The sequence below is a fragment of the Pseudomonas sp. KB_12 genome (genome assembly GCF_052114545.1).
In the GTDB taxonomy this organism is placed as follows: Bacteria; Pseudomonadota; Gammaproteobacteria; order Pseudomonadales; family Pseudomonadaceae; genus Aquipseudomonas; species Aquipseudomonas brassicacearum.
Map to the genome: position 1 here is coordinate 49,097 of NZ_JBFREY010000034.1, position 24,392 is coordinate 73,488.

24 protein-coding genes are annotated in these 24,392 nt (G+C 62.0%); 14 read left to right on the forward strand and 10 right to left on the reverse strand.

What is annotated here, in order from left to right; all coding sequences use genetic code 11:
- Positions 1-124 precede the first annotated feature (124 nt).
- The 9 genes from AB4Z20_RS23055 to AB4Z20_RS23095 all read right to left on the reverse strand — a co-directional run bounded on the left by AB4Z20_RS23055 (position 125) and on the right by AB4Z20_RS23095 (position 10,544).
- On the reverse strand, positions 125-3,220 hold the full coding sequence (locus AB4Z20_RS23055) for an MdtB/MuxB family multidrug efflux RND transporter permease subunit (protein ID WP_442090661.1): 3,096 nt from the start codon (positions 3,218-3,220) through the stop codon (positions 125-127).
- A complete protein-coding gene (locus AB4Z20_RS23060; protein ID WP_442090662.1) occupies positions 3,217-4,533 on the reverse strand; it encodes an MdtA/MuxA family multidrug efflux RND transporter periplasmic adaptor subunit in 1,317 nt (438 codons plus the stop codon). Before AB4Z20_RS23060 ends, AB4Z20_RS23055 begins: the two co-directional genes overlap by 4 nt.
- A 177-nt stretch (positions 4,534-4,710) precedes the next feature.
- Positions 4,711-5,211, reverse strand: coding sequence for a thiol peroxidase (gene tpx / locus AB4Z20_RS23065; RefSeq protein WP_013693326.1), 501 nt, complete (start codon positions 5,209-5,211; stop codon positions 4,711-4,713).
- Positions 5,212-5,336: 125 nt separating this feature from the next.
- On the reverse strand, positions 5,337-6,008 hold the full coding sequence (locus tag AB4Z20_RS23070) for a DUF3313 domain-containing protein (RefSeq protein ID WP_258691166.1): 672 nt from the start codon (positions 6,006-6,008) through the stop codon (positions 5,337-5,339).
- Positions 6,009-6,097: 89 nt separating this feature from the next.
- Positions 6,098-6,592: a hypothetical protein gene (locus AB4Z20_RS23075; protein WP_253474628.1), complete on the reverse strand. Its 495-nt coding sequence runs from the start codon at positions 6,590-6,592 to the stop codon at positions 6,098-6,100.
- A gap of 99 nt (positions 6,593-6,691) precedes the next feature.
- Complete coding sequence (locus AB4Z20_RS23080; protein ID WP_214512846.1) at positions 6,692-7,189, reverse strand: GNAT family N-acetyltransferase; 498 nt, start codon at positions 7,187-7,189, stop codon at positions 6,692-6,694.
- A 197-nt stretch (positions 7,190-7,386) separates the two neighbouring features.
- Complete coding sequence (locus AB4Z20_RS23085) at positions 7,387-8,184, reverse strand: transglutaminase family protein (RefSeq protein ID WP_014338095.1); 798 nt, start codon at positions 8,182-8,184, stop codon at positions 7,387-7,389.
- A complete protein-coding gene (locus AB4Z20_RS23090) occupies positions 8,181-9,131 on the reverse strand; it encodes an alpha-E domain-containing protein (protein ID WP_003201699.1) in 951 nt (316 codons plus the stop codon). The genes AB4Z20_RS23085 and AB4Z20_RS23090 overlap by 4 nt, the downstream gene beginning before the upstream one ends.
- Positions 9,132-9,134: 3 nt before the next feature.
- Positions 9,135-10,544, reverse strand: coding sequence for a circularly permuted type 2 ATP-grasp protein (locus AB4Z20_RS23095; protein WP_442090663.1), 1,410 nt, complete (start codon positions 10,542-10,544; stop codon positions 9,135-9,137).
- An 812-nt stretch (positions 10,545-11,356) separates the two neighbouring features.
- On the opposite strand from AB4Z20_RS23095, the gene AB4Z20_RS23100 reads away from it, so the two are divergent.
- From AB4Z20_RS23100 to AB4Z20_RS23130, 7 genes are all read left to right on the forward strand, one after another.
- A complete protein-coding gene (locus tag AB4Z20_RS23100; RefSeq protein ID WP_253474619.1) occupies positions 11,357-11,947 on the forward strand; it encodes an amino acid synthesis family protein in 591 nt (196 codons plus the stop codon).
- A gap of 45 nt (positions 11,948-11,992) precedes the next feature.
- Entirely contained in the window at positions 11,993-12,826 is an 834-nt protein-coding gene (locus AB4Z20_RS23105) for an alpha/beta fold hydrolase (RefSeq protein WP_003201690.1), read from the forward strand.
- Positions 12,823-14,304, forward strand: a complete 1,482-nt coding sequence (locus AB4Z20_RS23110) for an aldehyde dehydrogenase (protein WP_258691165.1) — start codon at positions 12,823-12,825, stop codon at positions 14,302-14,304. Before AB4Z20_RS23105 ends, AB4Z20_RS23110 begins: the two co-directional genes overlap by 4 nt.
- Positions 14,305-14,316: 12 nt before the next feature.
- Positions 14,317-14,802 (forward strand): flavin reductase family protein, encoded by a 486-nt coding sequence (locus AB4Z20_RS23115; RefSeq protein WP_253474613.1) that lies wholly within the window; start codon positions 14,317-14,319, stop codon positions 14,800-14,802.
- A gap of 134 nt (positions 14,803-14,936) precedes the next feature.
- Complete coding sequence (locus AB4Z20_RS23120; RefSeq protein ID WP_003201685.1) at positions 14,937-15,341, forward strand: carboxymuconolactone decarboxylase family protein; 405 nt, start codon at positions 14,937-14,939, stop codon at positions 15,339-15,341.
- Positions 15,342-15,401: 60 nt separating this feature from the next.
- Positions 15,402-16,154 carry a GntR family transcriptional regulator gene (locus AB4Z20_RS23125; RefSeq protein WP_103309674.1) on the forward strand — a complete coding sequence of 251 codons (753 nt, stop codon included), beginning with the start codon at positions 15,402-15,404 and terminating at the stop codon, positions 16,152-16,154.
- Positions 16,155-16,156: 2 nt separating this feature from the next.
- Positions 16,157-16,720: an NUDIX hydrolase gene (locus AB4Z20_RS23130; protein WP_253474610.1), complete on the forward strand. Its 564-nt coding sequence runs from the start codon at positions 16,157-16,159 to the stop codon at positions 16,718-16,720.
- Between the two features lie 123 nt (positions 16,721-16,843).
- On the opposite strand, the gene AB4Z20_RS23135 is transcribed toward AB4Z20_RS23130, so the two are convergent.
- Entirely contained in the window at positions 16,844-17,140 is a 297-nt protein-coding gene (locus AB4Z20_RS23135; protein ID WP_442090664.1) for a DUF1330 domain-containing protein, read from the reverse strand.
- A gap of 81 nt (positions 17,141-17,221) precedes the next feature.
- Between AB4Z20_RS23135 and ribBA the strand changes: the two genes are divergently transcribed.
- From ribBA to AB4Z20_RS23170, 7 genes are all read left to right on the forward strand, one after another.
- A complete protein-coding gene (gene ribBA, locus AB4Z20_RS23140) occupies positions 17,222-18,331 on the forward strand; it encodes a bifunctional 3,4-dihydroxy-2-butanone-4-phosphate synthase/GTP cyclohydrolase II (RefSeq protein WP_214512856.1) in 1,110 nt (369 codons plus the stop codon).
- Between the two features lie 320 nt (positions 18,332-18,651).
- Positions 18,652-19,677 carry an ABC transporter substrate-binding protein gene (locus AB4Z20_RS23145; RefSeq protein ID WP_258691163.1) on the forward strand — a complete coding sequence of 342 codons (1,026 nt, stop codon included), beginning with the start codon at positions 18,652-18,654 and terminating at the stop codon, positions 19,675-19,677.
- Complete coding sequence (locus AB4Z20_RS23150; RefSeq protein ID WP_253474599.1) at positions 19,674-20,603, forward strand: ABC transporter permease; 930 nt, start codon at positions 19,674-19,676, stop codon at positions 20,601-20,603. Before AB4Z20_RS23145 ends, AB4Z20_RS23150 begins: the two co-directional genes overlap by 4 nt.
- Positions 20,604-20,609: 6 nt before the next feature.
- Positions 20,610-21,419 carry an ABC transporter permease gene (locus tag AB4Z20_RS23155; RefSeq protein WP_253474596.1) on the forward strand — a complete coding sequence of 270 codons (810 nt, stop codon included), beginning with the start codon at positions 20,610-20,612 and terminating at the stop codon, positions 21,417-21,419.
- A 17-nt stretch (positions 21,420-21,436) separates the two neighbouring features.
- Positions 21,437-22,588 (forward strand): ABC transporter ATP-binding protein, encoded by a 1,152-nt coding sequence (locus tag AB4Z20_RS23160; RefSeq protein ID WP_442090665.1) that lies wholly within the window; start codon positions 21,437-21,439, stop codon positions 22,586-22,588.
- A gap of 44 nt (positions 22,589-22,632) precedes the next feature.
- Positions 22,633-23,118 (forward strand): flavin reductase family protein, encoded by a 486-nt coding sequence (locus AB4Z20_RS23165; protein ID WP_013693314.1) that lies wholly within the window; start codon positions 22,633-22,635, stop codon positions 23,116-23,118.
- A gap of 30 nt (positions 23,119-23,148) precedes the next feature.
- Complete coding sequence (locus tag AB4Z20_RS23170; protein ID WP_320390480.1) at positions 23,149-24,192, forward strand: LLM class flavin-dependent oxidoreductase; 1,044 nt, start codon at positions 23,149-23,151, stop codon at positions 24,190-24,192.
- Positions 24,193-24,392 lie beyond the last annotated feature (200 nt).

Consider the following 24,392-nt stretch of genomic DNA (forward strand, 5'->3'; position numbering starts at 1 on the left):
AAGGCTTGCCCGCGATGGACGCGATGCGGTCTTGCAGAATCGAGGCGCCTGTCTCGCGAGCAAGCTTTGCTCCCAAAGCCCAGCGGGAGCAAGCTCCCTCGCCACGAAAAGCGCTGCACCGCCGTCACACCCGCACCTCTTTCCCATCCGGCCTGGCAAACCGTCGTCCCAATCGATCGAAATACAGGTAGATCACCGGGGTGGTGAACAGCGTCAATACCTGGCTCACCAACAACCCACCTACCATCACCAAGCCCAGGGGCTGGCGCAGTTCGGCGCCGGAACCGGTGGCGAACATCAGCGGTATTGCGCCGAACAAGGCCGCCAGGGTGGTCATCAGGATCGGGCGGAAGCGCAGTAATGCAGCCTGATAGATCGCCGTCTGCGGGTCGACGCCCTGGTTGCGTTCGGCGTCGAGGGCGAAGTCGATCATCATGATCGCGTTTTTCTTGACGATACCGATCAGCAGGATGATGCCGATGATCGCGATCATGCCCAGGTCATTGCCGCTGAGGATCAAGGCCAGCAAGGCGCCGATGGCCGCCGAGGGCAAGGTGGAAAGAATGGTGATCGGGTGGATGTAGCTTTCGTACAACACGCCCAGCACGATGTACATGGTCACCACCGCCGCCAGGATCAGCAGCAAGGTACTCGACAGTGACGCCTGGAATGCCTGGGCCGCGCCCTGGAACTCGGTCTGCACGCCCACCGGCATGCCGATGTCCCGCTGGACCTTTTCGATCACGTCCACCGCATGCCCCAGGGCCACGCCCGGCGCCAGGTTGAACGACATCATCACCGCCGGGAACTGGCCAATGTGGGCAATCGCCAGTTGCGCCTGGCGTTCTTCGACCCGAGCCAGGCTCGACAGCCGCACCTGCCCACCGTCGATGGTCTTGACGTGAATCTGGTCCAGCGCCTGGGGCCCGATCCGTTCCCCGGCCTGGGCCTGCAACACCACGCGGTACTGGCTGGCCTGGGTGTAGATGGTGGAGATCTGCCGCTGGCCGAAGGCGTCATAGAGCGCATCGGTGATGTTCGACACCGAGACGCCCAGGCGTGAGGCTGCGTCGCGATCGATCACCAGGTAGACCTGCAAACCCTTGTCCTGCAGGTCGCTGGCCACATCGGTCAGCTCCGCCTGTTGGGCCAGGGCTTCGACCAGGCGCCCGCTCCACAGGCTGAGCAACTCGGCGTCCGGCGATGACAGGCTGAACTGGTATTGGGTGCGGCTGACCCGGTCTTCAATGGTCAAGTCCTGCACCGGCTGCATGAACAGGCGAATGCCCACCAGCCGATCCAACTGCGGCTGCAAGCGGGCAATGATCTCGGTGGCGCTGTCATCCCGTTCACTGTGGGGCTTGAGGTTGATCAGCAGGCGACCGCTGTTGAGCGTGGCGTTGTCGCCGTCCACGCCGATGTAGGACGACAGGCTTTCCACCGCCGGGTCCGCCAGGATCACTTTCGCCAGTTGCTGCTGGCGCTCGCTCATGGCGGCAAAGGAGATCGATTGTGGCGCCTCGGAAATGCCCTGGATCACGCCGGTGTCCTGCACCGGAAAGAACCCCTTGGGCACGGCCAGGTACAGCACCACCGTCAACACCAGGGTGCCCACCGCCACCAGCAGGGTCAGCGGTTGGTGCTTGAGCACCCATTGCAACTTGCGTCCGTAGGCGGCGATCAACCAGTCGATCCAGGCGCCGCTGGCGCGATAGAAACGGCCCTGCTCTGCTTCCTTGGGCTCACGCTTGAGCAAGCGGGCGCACATCATCGGGGTCAGGGTCAGGGACACCACCAGGGAAATCAGGATCGCCACCGCCAGGGTGATGGCGAACTCGCGGAACAAGCGTCCGACCACGTCGGCCATGAACAGCAGCGGGATCAACACGGCGATCAGCGACAGCGTCAGGGAAATCAGCGTGAAGCCAATCTGCTTCGCGCCCTTGAGCGCAGCCTGCAGCGGGCTGTCGCCCTCCTCGATGAAGCGAGCGATGTTCTCCAGCATGACGATGGCATCGTCCACCACGAAACCGGTGGCGATGGTCAGGGCCATCAGGGTCAGGTTATTGACGGAAAAACCGGCCAGGTACATCACGCCGAAGGTGCCGATCAGCGACAACGGCACAGCCACCGAGGGGATGATGGTGGCGCTGACGCGACGCAGGAACAGGAACGTCACCATGACCACCAGCACGATGGCGATCAGCAATTCATGCTGCACGTCGGTGACCGAAGCGCGGATGGTCTGGGTGCGGTCGGTCAGCACGGTGACATCCAGGCCGGCCGGCAGGTTGTCGGTGATGCTCGGCAACAGGGCCTTGATCCGGTCCACCACTTCGATGACGTTGGCCCCCGGCTGACGCTGGATGTTCAGCAGCACGGCCTGGTTTTCGTTGGCCCAGGCGGCAAGGCGTTCGTTTTCGGCGCCGTCGACAATCTGTGCCACATCCTTGAGCCGCAACGGCGCGCCGTTGGCGTAGGCCAGGATCAGTTCGGCGTAGTCCTTGGGCGAGGTCAACTGGTCGTTGGCGTCGAGCATCGAGACCCGGGTCGGGCCGTCGAAGTTGCCCTTGGGCTGGTTGACGTTGGAAGCGCCGATCAATGTGCGCACGTCCGCCAGGTTCAGGCCGTTGGCCGCCAGGGCCTCGGGATTGACCTTGATTCGCACGGCCTGGCGCTGGCCACCGGCGATGGTGACCATGCCGACGCCGCTGATCTGGGCGATTTTCTGCGCCATGCGGGTGTCCACCAAGTCGTTGAGCTTGGGCAGCAGCATGGTCTTGGAGGTGATAGCCAGGGTCAGCACCGGGGTGTCGGCCGGGTTGACCTTGTTGTACACCGGCGGCGCCGGCAGGTCCTTGGGCAGCAGGTTGGTGGCCGCGTTGATCGCGGCCTGCACCTGCTGCTCGGCGACGTCCATGTTGATGTCGAGGTTGAAGCGCAGGGTAATCACCGAGGCGCCACCGGAACTGGTGGAGGCCATTTGCGTCAGGCCCGGCATCTGTCCGAACTGGCGCTCCAGGGGCGCGGTCACCGCGCTGGTCATCACATCGGGGCTGGCGCCCGGGTACAGGGTCATCACGCGGATGGTCGGGTAATCGACCTGGGGCAATGCCGATACCGGCAGCAGCCGATAGGCGATCAGGCCGGCCAGGATGATCGCCAGCATGCTCAGGGTGGTGGCGACCGGGCGAAGGATGAACAGCCGCGAGAGATTCATGCGCCGCCCTTTTTCGCCTTGTCGGCCGCAACCGGCTCAGCGGGCACCGCTGCGGACTTGCCCTGCAGGTGTTCGGTCGGCGTGGTGGGCACTTCCTGGCTGTCGCTGACCACTTCCACTTCACTGCCTTCCTTCAAGCGATCGGTGCCTTCGAGCACCACCCGGTCACCGGCGGCCAAGCCTTCGGTGACCACGGTATTCGCACCGTCGCTGGCGCCGATCTTCAGCTTTTTGATGGTGACCTTCTTGTCGCCATCCAGGGCATAGACGAAGGTGCCATTGGTGCCGAACTGAATAGCCGCCGTCGGCGCCAGGGTCACGCCTTTGAGGGTGTCGGCCAGCAGGCGGACATTGACGAACTGGTTGGGAAACAGCGACTGGTCGCGGTTCTCGTAGCGAGCCTTGAACTTCAAGGTGCCGGTGGTGACATCGATCTGGTTGTCCAGGCTTTGCAGCACGCCGCTGGCCTGCAGCTTCACATCGCCCCGGTCCCAGGCTTCGACGGGCAGTTTCGCCCCGCTGCGGTAACGGGCGAGCACTGTGTCGAGGTTGTTTTCCGGCAAGGTGAACACGACGCTGATGGGTTGGGTCTGGGTGATGACCGCCAGGGCCGTGGTGTCGTTGGCCGCCACCAGGTTGCCGATATCCAGTTGCCGCAAGCCGACCCGCCCGGAGATGGGCGCGCGGATCTTGGTGAATTCGAGGTTGAGCTTGGCGTCGTTGACGGCCGCCTGGTTGGTCTTGACCGTGCCCTGGTACTGGCCCACCAGCGCCGCGGCAGTGTCGAGGGTCTGCTTGGCGATACTGTCTTCGGCGTACAGGCCGCGATACCGCTCAAAGTCTACCTGGGCATTTTTCAGCTGGGCCTGGTTCTGCAACAATGTGCCTTCGGCCTGGAGCAAGGCGTTCTGGTACGGACGCGGGTCGATCTCGGCCAGCAAGTCCCCAGCCTTGACCATCTGCCCTTCTTCGAAGGCGATCTTGACCAGTTCGCCACCCACGCGGCTGCGCACGTTGATCGTATTGAGGGCCGTGACCGTGCCCAGCGCCTTGAAGTACAGCGGGAAATCCCCGGTCACCGCCGGCGCCACCCGCACCGGAATCGGCCCCGTCGCCCCACCAAACCCTGGCCGCATGCCACCCGAGCGCCCCACATGCCCCGCCGCGGCTTTATCCCCTGCCCCAGGCTTCTGTGCCGAACCACTGGGCCAGAATTTCCAGGCCAGCGCTGCGACGACCAATACGATGAACAGGCCGAACAGCCAGCGACGGGAATTGCGGGAAACAGAGGATTGCATGGAGTGATCAACCATTGGGCGCGTGGACTTCTTTTACGGGAGGCTGAACGATAAGCACTGGCGGGTGTTTAGCAAAGCGCCTTTACCGGCAATTTACGTTGGGCTTACCTGGCACATAGTCGGCTAACGCCTTGACGCACAAAAGAAAACGGCCTGGGCAGGGCCAGGCCGTTAACAATTGTAATAAATCCCTTATTTCAGAACGGCCAACGCAGCGTCGTAGTTCGGCTCTTCACCGATTTCCTTGACCAGCTCGCTGTGCAGCACGGTGTCGTTTTCGTCCAGCACCACCACGGCACGGGCGGTCAGGCCTTTGAGCGGGCCATCGGCGATTGCCACGCCGTAGTCCTGGATGAACTCGGCACCGCGCAGGGTCGACAGGTTCTGGACGTTTTCCAGGCCTTCGGCGCCGCAGAAACGCGCCTGGGCAAACGGCAGGTCGGCGGAGATGCAGAGCACCACAGTGTTGGTCAGGCCGTTGGCCTGGGCATTGAACTTGCGCACGGAGGTGGCGCAGGTCGGCGTGTCGACACTTGGGAAAATGTTCAGCACTTTGCGCTTGCCGGCGAAGTCCTTCAGGGAAACGTCCGACAGATTGCCGGCAACCAGGGAAAAGGCTGGTGCCTTGGAACCGGCTTGTGGCAACTGGCCGTTGACTTGGACCGGGTTGCCTTTGAGGGTGACTTGAGCCATGAACGGATTCCTTCTGACAGTTTGAAAATGGTGAGGCCGGAGTTAACCACGAAATGCTTGCGCGACCTATGGTTGGACATAAAAAGTCGTGGTTTGGACGCCGGCGCGTGAGGTAACGGCGGTGGCTATTTAGCCTTGAATTTCAGAAACGACTGATGCAAATCCGACGCCCAACCATCGATGACCCCTTTGACGTCATCGGGCTTCATCACCTGGGATTCGTTGGACAACGGCTTGCCCGTGCCTTTGCGCACCACCTGGGCGACCACCGCGTTGTTGCCACCGTCGAGAAAAACCGCTTCGGTGCCCAGGGTGGTTTCCTGGTCGCGAATGCCGCTGGCCGTGCTGACAGCGGCCGCCACCAGCGCAATCGGGATCACCTCATAAGGTTTCAAGCCTTCGGTCTTGCTGCTGACAGCCGTGATGGCCGCCCGCATCACCAATACACCCGGCCCAGGAGCTGTCGCCAGGGGCAAGGATTTTCCCGCTTCCCGCTTGAGGGCCTGATCGTAATAAGCGGTGATACCCGACAGCGTGGCCTGGGGGATCTTCACGGTCGGCTGCGGCTTGGGGTAAAGCTGTGTCGGCTCGATATAGAGGCTGGTGTACTTGCCCGGGTCGATCTTCGGATCGACCCAACGCATCACTTCGGCCCCCGACGGCGACTTTTCTTCCTTGAGCCGGCTGTAATCCCCCAGGAACCCGGAGTACTCATCCGGCTGGGTGACTTTGCTAGAGCAACCCGCCAAGGCGAGCGAGGCCATGCAAACAGTGCCGATCATCGACGAAAACTTCATGCTGTCACTCCTGTAAGCCACACGAGGCGGGGCCGGAACTACAGGTATAGCCAATGGACAGGTTTTTGCCTGCTCTGAGAATGCGTGACTCAGCCGCGCTCGCGCGGTATCAGGCTCTGCAACTGTTGTGCGAGGAAGTTGGCATCGAACGCAAACGTGTCGGGGTCCTTCAACCCGTTGGTCCGGCGCCATTGCCATTGCACCGATGGCGGTTGGCAAACCAGGGAAATGCTGCCGTGACGGGTCGCGGCCAGGCCCATGATCGACAAAGAAATCAGCCCGCCCGCGCCCATCACCTCCGGCACGAACTCCACCGGCTTACCGGTAATGGTCAAGGTCAGTTTTTCAGTCTTGAAACCGGACGTTTCTACCGGGGCGCTCGGCCCGTGCGCCACATAAGTCTCACGGCTCAATTCCAGCAGGCCGAGCGCCATGACGGGCGCCAGCCATTGCTCGATTTGCCCGTACAACGCCTTGATCTGCTCTGCCCAAACCATCGACTGGGCCTGGTGCAATTGTTTCTTGTGCGCTTCGCTGTCGGCGTAGTGACGAAGCATCTCGCCCAATTGCTGTACATCGTCCATGGGCCGGTCCTCGATTAAGGGAGTGCTGCGAAGCGCGATGATGACAGGTTCAAGACGTTGGCGTACGTAAAAGCCCTCTTTGCCTGCGCGCTGGGTCCTTCAGCGCAGCCGCGCCATGGCCAGGGTGTCCACCCAGCGGCCGTCACGCACGGCATAGTCGCGCATCAGGCCTTCGGTTTCGAAGCCAAACTTGCGGTACAGGCCGATGGCCGCTTCGTTGTCGGCGTACACCGTCAACTCGACCCGCCGCAGGTTCATCCAGTTGTCCGCGACCTCCAGCGCGGCGGCCAGCAACATCGAGCCCACACCCTTGCCCTGCCAGGCGACAGCCACGCCCATGCCGAGGCTGCCGCAATGGGCACGACGCACGCGCGAAAACTGCTCCAGCCCCAGGTTGCCGATGACTTCACCCTCGTGCAGGGCCACCAGTTTCAATAAACGCTCGTCGTCCATTGCCAGGCGCTTGCGCCAGACTTCGGCGGACTGGAAAGGCATCTGCAGCACCTGGCGAGTCACCGCCGGATCGTTGTAGAGCGCGGTGACACCGGCGATGTGGGCTTCAGTGAAGCGTACGAGGGTGATCGATGATTCGGACATGCGGCTCCTCCCTGGAGACGTGACAAGGCCGATCACTATAAGCCGCGCCAGGCGCTATGGGGAACCTGTGGGAGCGGTGGTTTTGGCATCCGTGTTGACGAATACGCCGGTATCGCGAGCAGGCTCGCTCCCACAGGGGGCTCGGGTGTCCGCCACCCATTCCATGTGGGATCGAGTGTTGGCGATAAAGCCCGCCTCTATTGGTGTTGCACCTGCACCATCGAGCTGACCTGCACCCTTGCCTGCATCTGCTCCGCTCCGCCACCCCGGCGCATGCCGCGTACCGGGCAGGCGTCGAGGTAGTCCAGGCCGACCGCCAGTTTCAGGTGGCGGTCTGGAAGGGTCAGGCGGTTGGTCACGTCGAAGCTGTACCAGCCATCATCCAGCCAGGCTTCCGCCCAGGCGTGGCTCGCCAGGTGGCTTTCATCTTCGGTGCACAAATAACCGGAAACATAGCGTGCAGGAATACCCAGGCTGCGGGCGCAGGCCAGGAACGCGTGGGTATGGTCCTGGCAAACTCCCGTCCCACCGGCAAACGCCTCGGCGGCCGTGCTGTTGACCGCCGTCGTGCCGGGGCTGTAGGGCATCCGCGCCGCCAAACCGTTCATCAAATCGGTCAAGGCCGAGCGATCGCGCCGGCCGGCACATTGCTCGACGGCGAAGGCACTGAGAGTTTCATCCGCCTGGGTCAGGCGACTGGTGCGCAGAAAAGGCAGCGGCGACTGGTTGTCCGGCTCCATTGCGATGGACTGATGGATTTCCACCTCGCCATAAGCCGTCAGTACCAAGGCACCGTGGGGCTCGTCCATGGTCATCACATGCAGGATGTTGCCATAGGGATCAAGCTGGCTGCGTACCAGTCGCGGCAGTTCCAGGTGCCATTCCAGGATGCGCTGGCGCTGAGTGTCCCGGGGCGTCAGGCGCAGGAACTGGATGCTGGTGCAGACTTCATCGGCGTAGCTGTAGGTCGTGTCGTGGCGTATGGACAGTTTCATACGACCTCCAGGTAAGACTCATGGACGGTCTGGCCCAAGTGGCGGATCTGCCCAATCAAGTCGGTCAACCATTGATGCAGGCCCGACGCCAGGATCTCATCGATCCCCGAATAACGCAGGCGTGCATTCAGTTCGGCGGCCAGGCGTTGCGCTGGCCGGCCGTTGTTGCCCGGCAAGCTGGCGAGAATGTGGTCCAGCTCTTCGATGCAGGCATGCAGCGAGCGCGGGACGTCAGCGCGCAACAGCAACATCTCGGAAACCTGCTCGGCATTGGGCGCATTGCGGTAGATCTCGTTGAACGCCTCGAACGAAGACAACGCGCGCAACAAGGCACTCCACTGGTAGTAGCCGCGGGCCGAGTTGTCGCTGACCTCCTCCGATTCCTCGCCGAACATTTCATAGCGGGCGTCCAGCAGGCGCAGCGTGTTGTCGGCCCGTTCGATAAAGGTCCCCAGGCGAATGAAGCAGTAGGCATCGTTGCGCATGATGGTGCCCGACGTCGCGCCACGGAACAGGTGCGAGCGCTCTTTGACCCATTCGCAGAAATGGCTGATGCCGTAGCGCCCCAGGCCATTGCTGGCGATGTTGCGCATTTCCAGCCAGGTGGCGTTGATGTTCTCCCACATGTCGGCAGTGATGCGCCCGCGCACGGCATGGGCATTGGTCCGCGCGGCCCGCAGGCAGCTGTAGATACTGCCGGGGTTGGTTTCATCCAGCGCGAAGAAATGCAGCATGCGCTCGGTGTTGAGCGCGTCATAACGGGCGTTGTAGTCGTCCAGCGTACCGGCCGCCAGCAGCGACATCGCCAGCTCGGCATGGCCATCGCTGCGCCCGGCCTGGGGCATCAGCGACAGCGAATAGCTGACTTCGAGCATGCGCGCCAGGTTCTCGGCGCGCTCCAGGTAGCGGGACATCCAATAGAGGTCCGAAGCAGTTCTTGAAAGCATGTCTTAGTCCTCCACTACCCAAGTGTCTTTGGTGCCACCGCCCTGGGACGAGTTCACCACCAGCGAGCCTTCGCGCAGCGCCACGCGGGTCAGCCCGCCGGGCACCAGGCGCGTTTCCTTGCCCGACAGCACGAACGGACGCAGGTCGATGTGGCGCGGCGCGATGCCGCTCTCGACAAAGGTCGGGCACGTGGACAGGCTCAAGGTTGGCTGGGCGATGTAGGCTTCGGGACGGGCCTTGAGGCGTGCGCGGAAATCTTCGATTTCCGCGGCAGTGGCCGCTGGCCCGACCAGCATGCCGTAGCCGCCGGAACCCTGGGTTTCCTTGACCACCAGATCCGGCAGGTTGGCCAGCACATGGGACAGGTCCTGGGGCTTGCGACACTGCCAGGTGGGCACGTTCTTCAGGATCGGTTCTTCGGTGAGGTAGAAGCGGATCATCTCGTCGACGTAGGGATAGATCGATTTGTCATCGGCCACGCCGGTGCCGACCGCGTTCGCCAGCACCACATTGCCCGCGCGATACACGGCGATCAGCCCGGGCACGCCGAGCATCGAATCGGGGTTGAACGACAGCGGGTCGAGGTAGGCATCGTCAAGGCGACGATAAATCACGTCCACCTGCCGGGGGCCGGCGGTGGTGCGCATGTACACATGGTCGTCACGCACGAACAGGTCAGCGCCCTCCACCAACTCCACGCCCATTTCACGGGCCAGGAACGCGTGCTCGAAATAGGCACTGTTGAAGCGCCCCGGGGTCAACACCACGGCGGTGGGGTTCTCGAGGGGGCTTGAGCTCTTGAGGGTGTCGAGCAGCAGGTTCGGGTAATGATCGATGGGGGCCACGCGCTGGGCGGCGAAGAGCTCGGGGAACAGGCGCATCATCATCTTGCGGTCTTCGAGCATGTAGCTCACGCCGCTGGGGGTACGCAGGTTGTCCTCCAGTACGTAGTAGCTGCCGTCACCGTCGCGAACCAGGTCGACACCGGCGATATGGGCGTAAATGCCCCGGTGCAGGTTCAGGCCCTGCATCGCAATCTGATAACCCTCGTTGGCGAGCACCTGTTCGGGAGGAATGATGCCTTCCTTGAGGATGTGTTGCCCATGGTAGATGTCGGCCAGGAACATGTTCAGGGCCAGGACCCGCTGAATGCAGCCACGCTCGACCATCTGCCATTCGCTGGCCTTGATGCTGCGCGGGATGATGTCGAAAGGAATCAACCGCTCTGTGCCCTGCTCATCCCCGTAGAGGGTGAAAGTGATACCGGCTCGATGGAACAGCAGGTCGGCTTCGCGGCGGCGTTGCTCCAGCAGCTCAAGCGGTGTGTCCGCCAGCCAGCGCGAGAAGGCTTGGTAATGCGGGCGGCAGTCACCCTTGGCGTCATACATTTCATTAAAAAAAGCGTGGGGCATAGCCAACTCCCAGCCGTGTCGTACACGGCATTTCTTATTACGTCGTCATTCCACTCAGTACGGCCTTGCCTTTTTTATGAGCCCTGGTTCTCTGAGTACCTCGTTAGGCAATGGGTCTCTGATCAGGCCTTTGCGTCCGGATGACGTGCGCCCCCCCCTGTTTATCTACGTATCGAATACCCCCTCGCTGGCACTTTCGTCCTGGAGTCGTAGCAAGGGCTGTGCCTAAGTGCGGTGCATCGAGACAATGCTGGAAAAACTGTCGCATAACGACAAAAAAGCGAAATTTATTTTCGATTTTGCGACGAAAATCTGTTTGGAGGCTGAAACGTTTATTGCCATTTCCGGCGTCGAGGCCATGAACGAGTCGAATCGGTGCAGCCAGGCGGGAAGCCAGCGTCGAATGCCCTGAAAAGGGGAAATTTATACCCACCGCTAAAACGCAGGCCTTGACCCAACGATAGCTGACGCGCCGAACTTCGAAGGAATGAATACTCCGTGGCAAGGGAACTTGCTCCCGCTGGGCTCTGTAGGAGCTGGCGAAGCCTGCGATCTTTTGATCTTTCGCTCGGGATTCAAGTGTCTGGGAAAAGATCGCAGCCTCGCTTCGCTCGACAGCTCCTACAGACCAGCGGGAGCAAGCTCCCTCGCCACAAAGTCCTGTTCAGCTTCAAGCCCTCTATCTACCTGACATGGGTAGCCCAGCCTTCCGTCGCCTCCCTTCGAACAAATCCAACAGCAGCACTTGCACCGACAGTATTATGGTATACCATCATACGCAAAGACCTATTCACCCACCCAGGGAGCAGCTCATGAGTTTCGAAATTCGCAAGATCGTCAGCTATGTCGAAGAAACCTTTATCGAAGGCGGCAAGACCACCGACAAACCGGTGACCATGGTCGGTTTGGCGGTGGTGATGAAAAACCCTTGGCTGGGTCGCGGTTTCGTCGAAGACCTGAAGCCGGAAATCCGCGCCAACTGCTCCGACCTCGGCGCGCTGATGGTCGAGCGTCTGGTGGGCATCATCGGCGGCGCCGAGAAGATTGAAGCCTACGGCAAGGCTGCGGTAGTCGGTGCCGACGGCGAAATCGAGCACGCCTCCGCCGTGATCCACACCCTGCGCTTCGGCAACCATTACCGCGAAGCGGTCAAGGCCAAGAGCTACCTGAGCTTCACCAACAAGCGCGGCGGCCCTGGCACCTCGATTCAGATCCCGATGATGCACAAGGACGACGAAGGCCTGCGTTCGCACTACATCACCCTGGAAATGCAAATTGAAGACGCCCCGCGTGCCGACGAAATCGTCGTGGTGCTGGGCTGCGCCGATGGCGGCCGCCTGCACCCGCGCATCGGCAACCGCTACATCGATCTGGAAGAACTGGCCGCCGAGAATGCGCAGTAATCCAGGCTCGGTAACCACAATAAAAAAGGCATGCAGGAGCGCTCCATGATTCGGCTCACCGCTGAACTCACCCCGGCCGGCACCAGCTACCTGGCAACCGGCCAAGGCCAACCCGTGGTCTTGATCCATGGCGTGGGCCTAAACAAAGAAATGTGGGGTGGCCAGGTCGTTGGCCTGGCCACGCAATACCGTGTGATTGCCTACGACATGCTCGGCCATGGCGCCAGCCCGCGTCCGCAAAGCGGTACCGCGCTGCTGGGCTACGCCGACCAGTTGCTGGAGTTGCTCGACCATTTGCAACTGCCCCAGGCGACGGTGATCGGCTTTTCCATGGGTGGGCTGGTAGCCCGTGCGTTTGCCTTGCATTACCCGCAACGCCTGCAAGGCCTGGTGGTGCTCAACAGTGTGTTCAACCGCAGCGCCGAACAGCGCGCCGGGGTCATCGCCCGCACGGCCCAGGCCGCCGAGCATGGGCCGGACGCCAATGCCGAGGCCGCGTTGTCGCGCTGGTTCAGCCGTGAATACCAGGCGGCCAACCCGGCGCAAATTGCCGCACTGCGCCAGACCCTGGCGCAGAATGATCCCCAGGGTTACCTGACCACCTATGAACTGTTCGCCACCCAGGACATGTACCGCGCCGATGACCTGGGCAACATCCAGGTGCCGACGCTGATCGCCACTGGCGAACTGGACCCCGGCTCGACACCGGAAATGGCCCGGCAACTGGCCGAGCGAATTCCCGGCGCCACGGTTGCCGTGCTCGCCGAACAGCGGCATATGATGCCGGTAGAGTCGCCGCGCCTGGTCAACCAGCTGTTGCTGGAATTTCTCGACACAGCAAACGCCCGACAAAACCAAATAAAGGGGATCGTTGCATGACACTCGCACGTTTTTCGATGTGCATCGGCGGTGAATGGGTCGATGCCTTGTCCGGCAAGACCTTCGAAAGCCTGAACCCGGCCCTGGCCCAACCCTGGGCCGAGTTGCCCGACGCCGACGAAGCCGATGTAGATCGCGCCGTCCAGGCTGCACAGAGCGCTTTCGACAGCCCGGCCTGGCGCGGCCTGACCGCCACCGCACGCGGCAAGCTACTGCGTCGCCTCGGTGACCTGATCGCCGAGAACAAAGAACAACTGGCCCAGTTGGAAAGCCGCGACAACGGCAAGCTGATCCGTGAAACCCGCGGCCAGGTCGGCTACCTGCCGGAGTTCTTTCATTACACCGCAGGCCTGGCCGACAAGCTCGAAGGCGGCACCCTGCCGCTGGACAAGCCCGACCTGTTTGCCTACACCGTGCACGAAGCCATGGGCGTGGTCGCGGCGATCATTCCCTGGAACAGCCCGCTGTACCTGACCGCGATCAAGCTCGCCCCAGCACTGGCGGCCGGTAACACCATCGTGATCAAGCCGTCCGAGCACGCTTCGGCCACCATTCTCGAGCTGGCTCGCCTGGCGCTGGAAGCCGGTATCCCGCCGGGCGTGGTCAACGTCGTCACCGGTTACGGCCCGAGCACCGGCGCCGCCCTCACCCGCCATCCGCTGGTGCGCAAGATCGCTTTCACCGGCGGCGCGGCCACGGCTCGCCATGTGGTGCGCAGCAGCGCCGAGAACTTCGCCAAGCTGTCACTGGAACTGGGCGGCAAGTCGCCGAACATTATCTTTGCCGACGCCGACCTCGACAGCGCGATCAACGGCGCAATTGCCGGGATCTATGCGGCATCCGGCCAGAGCTGCGTGTCCGGCTCACGCCTGCTGGTACAGGACGAAATCTACGATGAGTTCGTCTCGCGCCTGGTCGAACGGGCCCAGCGCATCCGCATCGGCAACCCGCAGGAAGACGCCAGCGAAATGGGCCCCATGGCCACCGCGCAGCAACTGGCCGTGGTCGAAGGCCTGGTGGCCGATGCCATCGCCGAAGGGGCGCGCCTGCGCACTGGCGGCAAGCGTCCAGAGAATCTGGGGGATGGCTGGTTTTATGAGCCGACGCTGTTCGAATGCGACCGCAACTCGATGAAGATCATGCAGGAAGAAGTCTTCGGCCCGGTGGCCTCGGTGATTCGTTTCAAGGACGAAGCCGAAGCCCTGGCGATCGCCAACGACTCGCAATTCGGCCTCGCCGCCGGCATCTGGACCCGCGACCTGGGCCGTGCCCATCGCCTGGCCCGAGATGTGCGCTCGGGCATCATCTGGGTCAACACCTACCGAGCCGTGTCGGCCATGGCGCCCATCGGTGGTTTCAAGAACAGTGGCTATGGACGCGAAAGCGGCATCGATTCGGTGCTGGCCTATACCGAACTGAAAACGGTGTGGATCAACCTGTCCCAGGCGCCTATGCCTGATCCGTTCGTGATGCGCTAGGAGTCCAGAGAAATGATCGAACCCGGCATCTACAAAGAAGTCATGAGCTCCTTCCCGTCCGGCGTCACGGTGGTCACCACCCTGGACCCGGACGGCAATATCGTCGGCATCACCGCCAGTGCCTTCAGCGCGCTGTCGATCGACCCGGCGCTGGTGCTGTTCTGTCCCAACTACGCCTCCGACACCTACCCGGTGCTGCGCGACAGCAAGCAGTTCGCGATCCACCTGCTGTCCGCCGACCAGACCGCCGAAGCCTATGCCTTTGCCGGTAAAGGCAAGGACAAGGCCAAGGGCATCGATTGGCACCTGAGCGACCTGGGCAATCCATTGCTGAGCAAAGCCACGGCGATCATCGAATGCGAGCTGTGGCGCGAATACGATGGCGGCGACCACGCGATCATCGTCGGCGCAGTGAAGAACCTGATCCTGCCTGAACAGCCGGTAACGCCGATGATCTACCACAAAGGCAAGCTGGGCCCGCTGCCCACCCTGGCCTGATCACCGTACACGCCTCCCCTGTGGGAGCGAGCTTGCTCGCGATAGCGGTGGAACAGTCGACATTGATGTACCTGACACACCGCTATCGCGAGCAAGCTCGCTCCCACAGGTTCATTACTTTTCAGGGAGTCCGCATGAGCAACGACAAGTACGAACAAGGCCTGAAGATCCGCACCCAGGTGCTGGGCCAGGACTACGTCAACCGCTCCATCGAGAACGCCGACGATTTCACCCGGCCATTACAGGAAATGGTCACCGAGTATTGCTGGGGCCATGTCTGGGGTCGCGAGGGCTTGTCGCTCAAGGAGCGCAGCATGATCAACCTGGCAATGATCTCGGCGCTCAATCGCCCGCACGAACTCAAGCTGCATGTGCGCGGCGCCTTGCGTAACGGCCTGAGTCGTGAGCAAATACGCGAAATCCTGCTTCAAGTCGGTATCTATTGCGGTGTTCCCGCTGCCGTGGACAGTTTCCGGCTTGCCCGCGAAGCCTTCGCCGAAGCCGATGCCGAGGCCTCCAGTCAACCCTCGGCTGTTTGATCTGAACGTGCACGGATGTTGCCCGTTTGGCATGGACAGCCATATTACAGAGCGGACCCCATGAAACGCCTGCCACTCGACGACAGCTTCAAGGTCAATCGCAACCCCGTTACCCTGCGCGAAATCGTGCTGGATAAACTGCGAAGCGCCATCATGAACTTCCAGCTTCTGCCGGGTGATCGCCTGGTCGAACGCGATCTGTGCGATCGCCTGGGTGTGAGCCGCACGTCGGTACGCGAAGCGCTGCGCCACCTGGAATCCGAAGGCCTGGTGGAGTTTGCCGATGCCAAGGGGCCACGGGTCGCCATTATTACTTTGGCCGACGCCGTGGACATCTATGAGCTGCGTTGCGTGCTTGAAGGCCTGATCGTCCAGTTGTTCACCCTGCGGGCCAAGGCCAAGGACATCAAGGCCCTGGAAAAAGCCCTCGCGGAAAACCGCAAGGCCCTCAAGGAGGGCGAACTGCAACAGGTCATCGATTCGGTGCAAGGCTTCTACGACGTGTTGCTCGAAGGCTCCGGCAACCATGTCGCCGCCACCCAGCTGCGCCAGTTGCAGGCACGCATCAGCTATTTGCGGGCGACCTCGGTGTCCCAGGAAAACCGTCGCGGCGACAGCAACCAGGAAATGGAACGCATGGTCGAGGCGATCAAGAGCGGCGATCCCCTGGCGGCCCACCAGGCCTGCGTCGACCACGTGCGCGCCGCCGCCAAGGTCGCCCTGGAATACCTCAAGCGCAAACAGGAAGAGACCGGTGAAATCCCCGAGATCATCCCGCCCATCGCCCTCAAAGAACCGCGCATAGGTCGCTAACCATGTTCAGCCCGAGCTTTTGTCCAAAGTGCGGCGGCAATGACTTGAGTCATCGCCTGCCAACGGGCGATACCCATGAGCGACTGATGTGTGGCGGTTGCGGCTACATCCACTACGTCAACCCGAAGATCATTGCCGGCTGCATCATCGAGCAGGACGGCAAATACCTGCTGTGCCAGCGCGCCATCCCGCCGCGCCCGGGCACCTGGACACTGCCGGCCGGTTTCATGGAAGGCGGTGAGACCACCGAACAGGCCGCGCTGCGCGAGGTCTGGGAAGAAACCGGCGTACGCGCTGAAATCGTTTCGCCCTACTCGATCTTCAGCGTGCCGAAGATCAGCGAGGTGTACATCATCTTCCGCGCCATCGCGCTGGAGATCACCGGCCAGTTCGGCCCGGAAACCCTCGCCTGCCAGTTCTTCGCCCCCGAAGACATTCCCTGGGACAGCATCTACTACCCGGCCATCCGGCAGATCCTCGAACGTTATATCGAGGAACGCCAGGCCGGGGTCTATGGCATCTACATGGGCAACGACGACAGCGGCAAGATTCACTTCATCCGCTGACGCCCCTGTAGGAGCTGGCGAAGCCTGCGATCTTTTGATCTTGATCTTGATCTTGATCTTGGTCTTTCGCTTGAGACTCAACTGTCTGGGACAAGATCGCAGCCTCGTTGCACTCGACAGCTCCTACAGTGGAATCACACCCTCGACAATGATCACCTCGGCAAAGGCCACGCCTTCGCGATGGCGCTTGGCCTCCTGATACTGCGCCGAGTGATAGCAGGCCAGCGCCTGTTCGTAGGAGTCGAACTCGATCACCACGCTGCGCTGCGGCGTGGCCCTGCCCTCCATCGCTTCGCTACGCCCACCCCGGGCCAACATCCGACCGCCATACAAGGCAAACGCCGCCGGCGCCCGTTGGGTGTATTGGCTGTATTGATCGGGGTCGGTGACATCCACATGAGCAATCCAGTACGCCTTCATAGTGACCTCTTGGTTTGTTTTGTATTATGGTATACCACAGTACCATTCCAGCAAGCCCCATCAGAACAAAGAGAGCCCGACATGGCCTTTAACAGCATTCAGGAAATCATCGAAGACTACCGCCTGGGCAAGATGGTGTTGCTGGTGGATGACGAAGATCGGGAAAACGAAGGCGACCTGCTGCTGGCCGCCGACTGTTGCAACGCCCAGGCCATCAGCTTCATGGCCCGCGAAGCGCGCGGGTTGATTTGCCTGACCCTGACCGACGAACACTGCCAGCGCCTGGGCCTTGAGCAAATGGTGCCGAGTAACGGCAGTGTGTTCAGTACCGCGTTCACCGTGTCCATCGAGGCCGCCACCGGCGTGACCACCGGTATTTCCGCCGCCGACCGGGCACGCACTGTTGCCGCCGCCGTGGCCGCTGATGCGGGGCCCAGCGACATCGTGCAGCCGGGGCATATCTTCCCGTTGCGGGCCAAGGAAGGCGGTGTATTGACCCGCGCCGGGCACACCGAAGCCGGTTGCGACCTGGCGCGCCTGGCGGGCTTCACGCCGGCGTCGGTGATCGTCGAAGTGATGAACGATGACGGCACCATGGCCCGCCGGCCGGACCTGGAGATTTTCGCCCGCAAGCACGGGATCAAGATCGGCACCATCGCCGACCTGATCCACTACCGCTTGAGCACCGAGCACACCGTGGCGCGCATTGGTGAACGGGAACTGCCTACAGTGCATGGCACCTTCCGCTTGTTCACCTTCGAAGACCGCATCGAAGGCGGCGTGCACATGGCGATGGTGATGGGTGAGATTCGCCGGGATGAGCCGACGCTGGTGCGGGTGCATGTGATTGACCCGCTGCGGGACCTGGTCGGTGCCGAATACCACGGCCCTTCCAATTGGACGCTGTGGGCGGCCCTGCAACGGGTGGCCGAAGAAGGTCGCGGCGTGGTGGTCGTGCTGGCCAACCACGAGTCCTCCCAGGCGCTGCTTGAGCGTGTGCCACAACTGACCCAACCGCCACGACAATTCAGCCGGTCGCAATCGCGCATCTATTCTGAAGTGGGCACCGGGGCGCAGATTCTGCAGGACCTGGGCGTCGGCAAATTGCGCCACCTGGGCCCACCGCTCAAGTACGCGGGGTTGACGGGGTATGACTTGGAAGTAGTGGAGAGCATTCCCTTCACCGGATAACAGAAAAACCTGTGGGAGCGAGCTTGCTCGCGATAGCCAAGGATCAGCCGACATGAATGTTGACTGACACACCGCCATCGCGAGCAAGCTCGTTCCCACAGGGTTCGACCCAGCAATGACAGGGAAAATCTGCCCCCGGACAGATAGCCGGTACGGTAAAACGCTTGCAGAAAGTTTGGAATACCATAATATGATATTCCATAGACCGAACGCTCCAGCCCACCGTAGGCACGGTCGCCCGCAAGGCCAGTTGAACCAATGCTCCCGATAAGTGGGCGAACAAAAGCCCGCTCAATAAACACAACAATGAGGGCGTGAAAATGGTGTTGAAGAAAAGTGCAGCCGCAATTCTTTTTGCCGGCCTGCTGAGTGTCACCAGCCAGGCGACGATGGCCGCTGAAAGCGTCAACTTCGTCAGTTGGGGCGGCAGCACCCAGGACGCGCAGAAGCAGGCCTGGGCCGACCCGTTCAGCAAGGCCAGCGGCATCACCGTGGTCCAGGATGGCCCCACCGACTACGGCAAGCTCAAGGCCATGGTCGAAAGTGGCAACGTGCAGTGGGACGTGGTTGACGTCGAGGCGGACTTCGCCTTGCGCGCCGCCGCCGAAGGCCTGCTCGAACCCCTCGACTTCTCGGTGGTGCAGCGCGACAAGATCGACCCGCGCTTCGTCTCCGACCATGGCGTCGGCTCGTTCTACTTCTCGTTCGTCCTCGGCTACAACGAAGGCAAGCTCGGTTCCGGCAAGCCCCAGGACTGGACCGCACTGTTCGACACCAAGACCTATCCCGGTAAACGCGCCCTGTACAAATGGCCTAGTCCCGGCGTGCTTGAGTTGGCCCTGCTGGCCGACGGCGTAGCAGCAGACAAGCTCTACCCGCTGGATCTGGACCGTGCCTTCAAGAAACTCGACACCATCAAGAAAGACATCGTCTGGTGGGGCGGCGGCGCTCAGTCCCAGCAACTGCTCGCCTCCGGCGAAGCCAGCATCGGGCAATTCTGGAACGGTCGCATCTATGCCTTGCAACAGGACGGCGCCCCCGTCGGCGTAAGCTGGAAGCAGAACCTGGTCATGGCCGACATCCTGGTCATTCCAAAGGGCTCGAAAAACAAGGCCGCGGCCATGAAATTCCTGGCCAACGCCAGCAGCGCCAAGGGCCAGGCCGATTTTTCCAACCTGACCGCCTATGCGCCGGTCAACGTCGACAGCGTTGCACGCCTGGATTCGGTGCTCGCCCCCAACCTGCCGACCGCCTACGCCAAGGATCAGATCACGCTTGATTTCGCGTACTGGGCCAAGAACGGTCAGGACATCGCGACACGGTGGAACGAATGGCTGGTCAAATGAAAATGTCGGCAACGACAACCCCTCGCACTGGGAGCGCCATTGGCGCTGCCGGTGCGGTACAGGCCAAGGCGGCGACGCAAACCCCGTCGCTGGCACAGCGCTGGCGTGGGGCCGGCAACCTGCTCCCCGCCCTGCTGTTCCTCGGTCTGTTCTTCCTGGCGCCGCTGATCGGCCTGCTGCTGCGCGGTGTGCTGGAGCCCGTGCCCGGGTTGGGCAACTACGAGCAACTGTTCGCCAACTCAGCCTACGCCCGGGTGTTGTTCAACACCTTTTCGGTGGCCGGGCTGGTGACGCTGTTCAGCCTGCTGTTGGGTTTCCCCCTGGCCTGGGCCATCACCCTGGTGCCCCGTGGCTGGGGGCGCTGGATGCTGAACATCGTACTGCTGTCGATGTGGACCAGCCTGTTGGCCCGCACCTACTCCTGGCTGGTGCTGCTGCAGGCCTCCGGGGTGGTGAACAAGGCGTTGATGGCGCTGGGCATCATCGACCAGCCGCTGGAGATGGTGCACAACCTCACCGGCGTGGTGATCGGCATGAGCTACATCATGATTCCGTTCATCGTCCTGCCGTTGCAGGCGACCATGCAGGCCATCGACCCGATGATCCTGCAGGCCGGTTCGATTTGCGGCGCCAGCCCCTGGACCAACTTCTTCCGGGTGTTCCTGCCGCTGTGCCGGCCGGGGCTGTTCTCCGGTGGGCTGATGGTGTTCGTGATGTCCCTCGGTTACTACGTGACCCCGGCACTGCTGGGCGGCGCGCAGAACATGATGTTGCCTGAATTCATCATCCAGCAGGTGCAGTCGTTCCTCAACTGGGGCCTGGCCAGCGCCGGTGCCGCCTTGTTGGTGGCGATCACCCTGGTGTTGTTCTACTTCTACCTGAAGCTCCAGCCGGAATCCCCGGTGGGTGCCAGCAACGCGAGGTAAGCCGTCATGCTCCTGACTCCCAATGCCATGAGCCGGCGCATGCGGTTCGGCCTGTATTTCACCACCGGCCTGATCGCGCTGTTCCTGCTGCTGCCGATCGTGTTCATCGTACTGCTGTCGTTCGGTTCATCCCAATGGCTGGTCTTCCCGCCACCGGGCTGGACGCTCAAATGGTACGGCCAGTTCTTTTCCAACCCCGACTGGATGAACGCGGCACTGACCAGCCTCAAGGTCGCGGTACTGACCACTGCCTGCGCCGTGGCGCTGGGCCTGCCAACCGCGTTTGCCCTGGTGCGTGGACGTTTCCCGGGCCGGGAAATGCTCTATGGCCTGTTCACCCTGCCGATGATCGTGCCCTTGGTGATCATCGCCGTGGCTGTGTATGCGCTGTTCCTCAAGCTGGGCTACACCGGGACGATGTTCGCCTTCGTGGTCAGCCACGTCATCGTCGCGCTGCCGTTCACCATCATCTCGATCATCAACTCACTCAAGCTGTTCGACCAGTCCATCGAGGACGCAGCGGTGATCTGCGGCGCCTCACGCCTGCAAGCGGTGTTCAAGGTGACCTTCCCGGCCATTCGCCCGGGCATGGTCGCCGGTGCCCTGTTCGCGTTCCTGGTGTCGTGGGACGAGGTGGTGCTGAGCGTGATGATGGCCAGCCCGACCCTGCAAACCTTGCCCGTCAAGATGTGGACCACCCTGCGCCAGGACCTGACGCCTGTGATCGCCGTCGCTTCGACGCTGCTGATCGGCCTCTCGGTCTTGGTGATGGTGATCGCCGCCGCCCTGCGCCGGCGCAATGAAATCAGCGCCTGAGCGCCTAGGAGAACACGATGAGTGCCGTCAAAGACCCCGCACAACAGAACAACAAGACCCTGGTCAGCCTGCGCAACCTGAACAAGCACTATGGCGACTTTGCCGCCGTGGACGACATTTCCCTGGAGATCCAGGACGGCGAATTCCTGACCTTCCTCGGCTCCAGCGGCTCGGGCAAAAGCACCACGCTGTCGATGCTGGCCGGCTTTGAAACCCCCAGCAGCGGCGAGATCCTGGTGGGCGGCAAATCCCTGGTCAACGTACCGCCGCACAAACGCGACATCGGCATGGTATTCCAGCGCTACTCGTTGTTCCCTCATCTGTCGGTGCGCGACAACATTGCCTTTCCCCTGGCGATTCGCAGACTGGCCAGCGCCGAGCGCGAACGCCGGGTCGACGCCATGCTCAAACTGGTGCAACTGGGAGAGTTCGCCCATCGCCGCCCTTCGCAACTGTCCGGCGGCCAGCAGCAGCGTGTGGCGATTGCCCGGGCGCTGGTCTATGAGCCACGCATCCTGCTGATGGACGAACCGCTCGGGGCCCTGGACAAAAAGCTCCGGGAAGACTTGCAGGATGAACTGCGTCAATTGCATCGACGCCTGGGCATCACCATCGTCTACGTCACCCATGACCAGGAAGAAGCCATGCGCCTGTCCCAGCGCATCGCCATTTTCAGCCACGGCAAGATCGTCGGCCTGGGCAGCGGCTATGACCTCTACCAGAACCCGCCGAACGCCTTCGTGGCCTCGTTCCTGGGCAATTCCAACTTCCTCAAGCTCAAGGCCCAGGGCAACGCGGTGGCGACCTTCGAAGGCCAGTCACTGTCGATTCGCCTGACCGCCGGCCTGCAAACGGACCAGGACGTGCTGCTGATGGTGCGTCCGGAAAAAGCCCTCGCCCTGAGCGTCGAGCAAGCCGCCCAGGAACCCTTGGCGGCCGGCTGGAATGAAGTCTCGGCCAAGGTCGTCGAAGTGCTGTTCCTGGGTGAAAGCCAGACCTGCAGCGTAGTGACGTCCGGCGGCACGGCCATGACCGTCAAGGCGCTGTCCGCCGCCGGCATGCCTCTCAAGGCCGGCGACTCGGTGCGTGTGCGCTGGGCCACGGCCGACGCCTGCGTCTACACCCAATGGGCCGAGAGCGACCTGAACAAGGCCGCGGGTGCCCACTGATGAACATTGCGCGTTCACAACCGATAAAGCCCGAGGATCGTCCGATGATCGATGCCAGCGTCTACAAGCAAGTCATGGGCTCGTTCCCGTCCGGCGTGACCGTGATCACCACCCTCGATGACGACGGCCAGATCGTCGGCCTCACCGCCAGCGCCTTCAGCTCATTGTCGATGGAGCCGGCGCTGGTGCTGTTCTGCCCCAACTACAGCTCCGACTCCTATCCGGTACTGATCAAGAACAAGCGCTTCGCCATCCACCTGCTCTCCGGCGGCCAGCAGAATGAAGCCTACGCCTTCGCCCGCAAAGGCAAGGACAAGGCCCAGGGCATCGAATGGACCTTGAGCGAGTTGGGTAACCCACTGCTGAGCAACGCCACCGCCATCATCGAGTGCGAACTGTGGCGCGAATACGAAGGCGGCGACCACGCCATCATGGTCGGCGCCGTAAAGAACCTGATCGTCCCGCAGCACACACCAGGGCCGCTGGTTTATTGCCACGGCAAGATGGGCGCCCTGCCCGTCCTCGCCTGAACCGATCGTCAACAATAAAGAGAAAGCGCCATGAAATTTTCCCTGTTCGTACACATGGAGCGCTGGGACGAAAGCGTCAGCCATCGCCAGTTGTTCGAAGACCTGAGCGAGCTGACCCTGTTGGCCGAGGCCGGCGGCTTCAGCACCGTGTGGATCGGCGAACACCACGCCATGGAATACACCATCTCGCCAAGCCCGATGCCGCTGCTGGCGTACCTGGCCGGCAAGACCACCACCATCCACCTGGGTGCCGGCACCATCATCGCGCCGTTCTGGCACCCGCTGCGGGTGGCCGGCGAATGCGCGCTGCTCGACGTGATCAGCAATGGCCGCATGGAAGTCGGCCTGGCCCGGGGCGCCTATCAGGTGGAGTTCGACCGCATGGCCGGCGGCATGCCGGCTTCCTCCGGCGGCCAGGCCCTGCGGGAAATGGTCCCGGTGGTGCGCGCCCTGTGGCAAGGCGACTACGCCCATGACGGCGAGATCTGGAAATTCCCCACTTCCACCTGCGTGCCCAAGCCAATCCGCAAACCTCACCCGCCGATGTGGATCGCCGCCCGCGACCCGGACTCCCACAACTTCGCCGTCGCCAACGGCTGCAACGTGATGGTCACGCCGTTGATGAAGGGCGATGAGGAAGTCCTGGACCTGAAGAACAAGTTCCAGGCCGCCCTGGACAACAACCCCGACGTACCGCGCCCGCAATTGATGGTCTTGCGCCACACCCATGTGCATGCGGTGGATGATCCCGAAGGCTGGAAGGTCGGCGCCCAGGCGATCTCGAAGTTCTATCGCACCTTCGATGCCTGGTTCGGCAACAAACAAGTGCCGGTCAACGGCTTCCTCGCGCCAACCCCGGAAGAAAAGTTCGCCGAGCGCCCGGAGTTCCAACTGGAGAACATCCGCAAGAACACCATGATCGGCACTCCGCAGGAAATCATTGAGCGGATCAAGTATTACCAGGAACTGGGGGTGGATGAGTTCAGCTTCTGGTGCGACAACAGCTTGCCCCATGCCGAAAAGAAAAAATCCCTGGAGCTGTTTATCCAGCAGGTGGTGCCGGTGTTTCGGTGATCAGTGACATCGCCATCGCGAGCAAGCTCGCTCCCACAAGGGTCCTGCGGCGTACGCAGATTTTGTATACGCCATCGTCCCCTGTGGGAGCGAGCTTGCTCGCGATGGCCCTCCAACTGAAACATGTGTGTCAAATGTGACAATTGCCCCCACTGCCCCGCCATCGCTCCGCAAACCGCTATTAACGGCTCGCAAAGCCA

Bases quoted from the DNA above. Each gene is read 5' to 3' on its own strand.
- AB4Z20_RS23055 (WP_442090661.1), bottom strand. From the start codon at position 3,220: ATGAATCTCTCGCGGCTGTTCATCCTTCGCCCGGTCGCCACCACCCTG.
- AB4Z20_RS23060 (WP_442090662.1), bottom strand. From the start codon at position 4,533: ATGGTTGATCACTCCATGCAATCCTCTGTTTCCCGCAATTCCCGTCGC.
- tpx (WP_013693326.1), bottom strand. From the start codon at position 5,211: ATGGCTCAAGTCACCCTCAAAGGCAACCCGGTCCAAGTCAACGGCCAG.
- AB4Z20_RS23070 (WP_258691166.1), bottom strand. From the start codon at position 6,008: ATGAAGTTTTCGTCGATGATCGGCACTGTTTGCATGGCCTCGCTCGCC.
- AB4Z20_RS23075 (WP_253474628.1), bottom strand. From the start codon at position 6,592: ATGGACGATGTACAGCAATTGGGCGAGATGCTTCGTCACTACGCCGAC.
- AB4Z20_RS23080 (WP_214512846.1), bottom strand. From the start codon at position 7,189: ATGTCCGAATCATCGATCACCCTCGTACGCTTCACTGAAGCCCACATC.
- AB4Z20_RS23085 (WP_014338095.1), bottom strand. From the start codon at position 8,184: ATGAAACTGTCCATACGCCACGACACGACCTACAGCTACGCCGATGAA.
- AB4Z20_RS23090 (WP_003201699.1), bottom strand. From the start codon at position 9,131: ATGCTTTCAAGAACTGCTTCGGACCTCTATTGGATGTCCCGCTACCTG.
- AB4Z20_RS23095 (WP_442090663.1), bottom strand. From the start codon at position 10,544: ATGCCCCACGCTTTTTTTAATGAAATGTATGACGCCAAGGGTGACTGC.
- AB4Z20_RS23100 (WP_253474619.1), top strand. From the start codon at position 11,357: ATGAGTTTCGAAATTCGCAAGATCGTCAGCTATGTCGAAGAAACCTTT.
- AB4Z20_RS23105 (WP_003201690.1), top strand. From the start codon at position 11,993: ATGATTCGGCTCACCGCTGAACTCACCCCGGCCGGCACCAGCTACCTG.
- AB4Z20_RS23110 (WP_258691165.1), top strand. From the start codon at position 12,823: ATGACACTCGCACGTTTTTCGATGTGCATCGGCGGTGAATGGGTCGAT.
- AB4Z20_RS23115 (WP_253474613.1), top strand. From the start codon at position 14,317: ATGATCGAACCCGGCATCTACAAAGAAGTCATGAGCTCCTTCCCGTCC.
- AB4Z20_RS23120 (WP_003201685.1), top strand. From the start codon at position 14,937: ATGAGCAACGACAAGTACGAACAAGGCCTGAAGATCCGCACCCAGGTG.
- AB4Z20_RS23125 (WP_103309674.1), top strand. From the start codon at position 15,402: ATGAAACGCCTGCCACTCGACGACAGCTTCAAGGTCAATCGCAACCCC.
- AB4Z20_RS23130 (WP_253474610.1), top strand. From the start codon at position 16,157: ATGTTCAGCCCGAGCTTTTGTCCAAAGTGCGGCGGCAATGACTTGAGT.
- AB4Z20_RS23135 (WP_442090664.1), bottom strand. From the start codon at position 17,140: ATGAAGGCGTACTGGATTGCTCATGTGGATGTCACCGACCCCGATCAA.
- ribBA (WP_214512856.1), top strand. From the start codon at position 17,222: ATGGCCTTTAACAGCATTCAGGAAATCATCGAAGACTACCGCCTGGGC.
- AB4Z20_RS23145 (WP_258691163.1), top strand. From the start codon at position 18,652: ATGGTGTTGAAGAAAAGTGCAGCCGCAATTCTTTTTGCCGGCCTGCTG.
- AB4Z20_RS23150 (WP_253474599.1), top strand. From the start codon at position 19,674: ATGAAAATGTCGGCAACGACAACCCCTCGCACTGGGAGCGCCATTGGC.
- AB4Z20_RS23155 (WP_253474596.1), top strand. From the start codon at position 20,610: ATGCTCCTGACTCCCAATGCCATGAGCCGGCGCATGCGGTTCGGCCTG.
- AB4Z20_RS23160 (WP_442090665.1), top strand. From the start codon at position 21,437: ATGAGTGCCGTCAAAGACCCCGCACAACAGAACAACAAGACCCTGGTC.
- AB4Z20_RS23165 (WP_013693314.1), top strand. From the start codon at position 22,633: ATGATCGATGCCAGCGTCTACAAGCAAGTCATGGGCTCGTTCCCGTCC.
- AB4Z20_RS23170 (WP_320390480.1), top strand. From the start codon at position 23,149: ATGAAATTTTCCCTGTTCGTACACATGGAGCGCTGGGACGAAAGCGTC.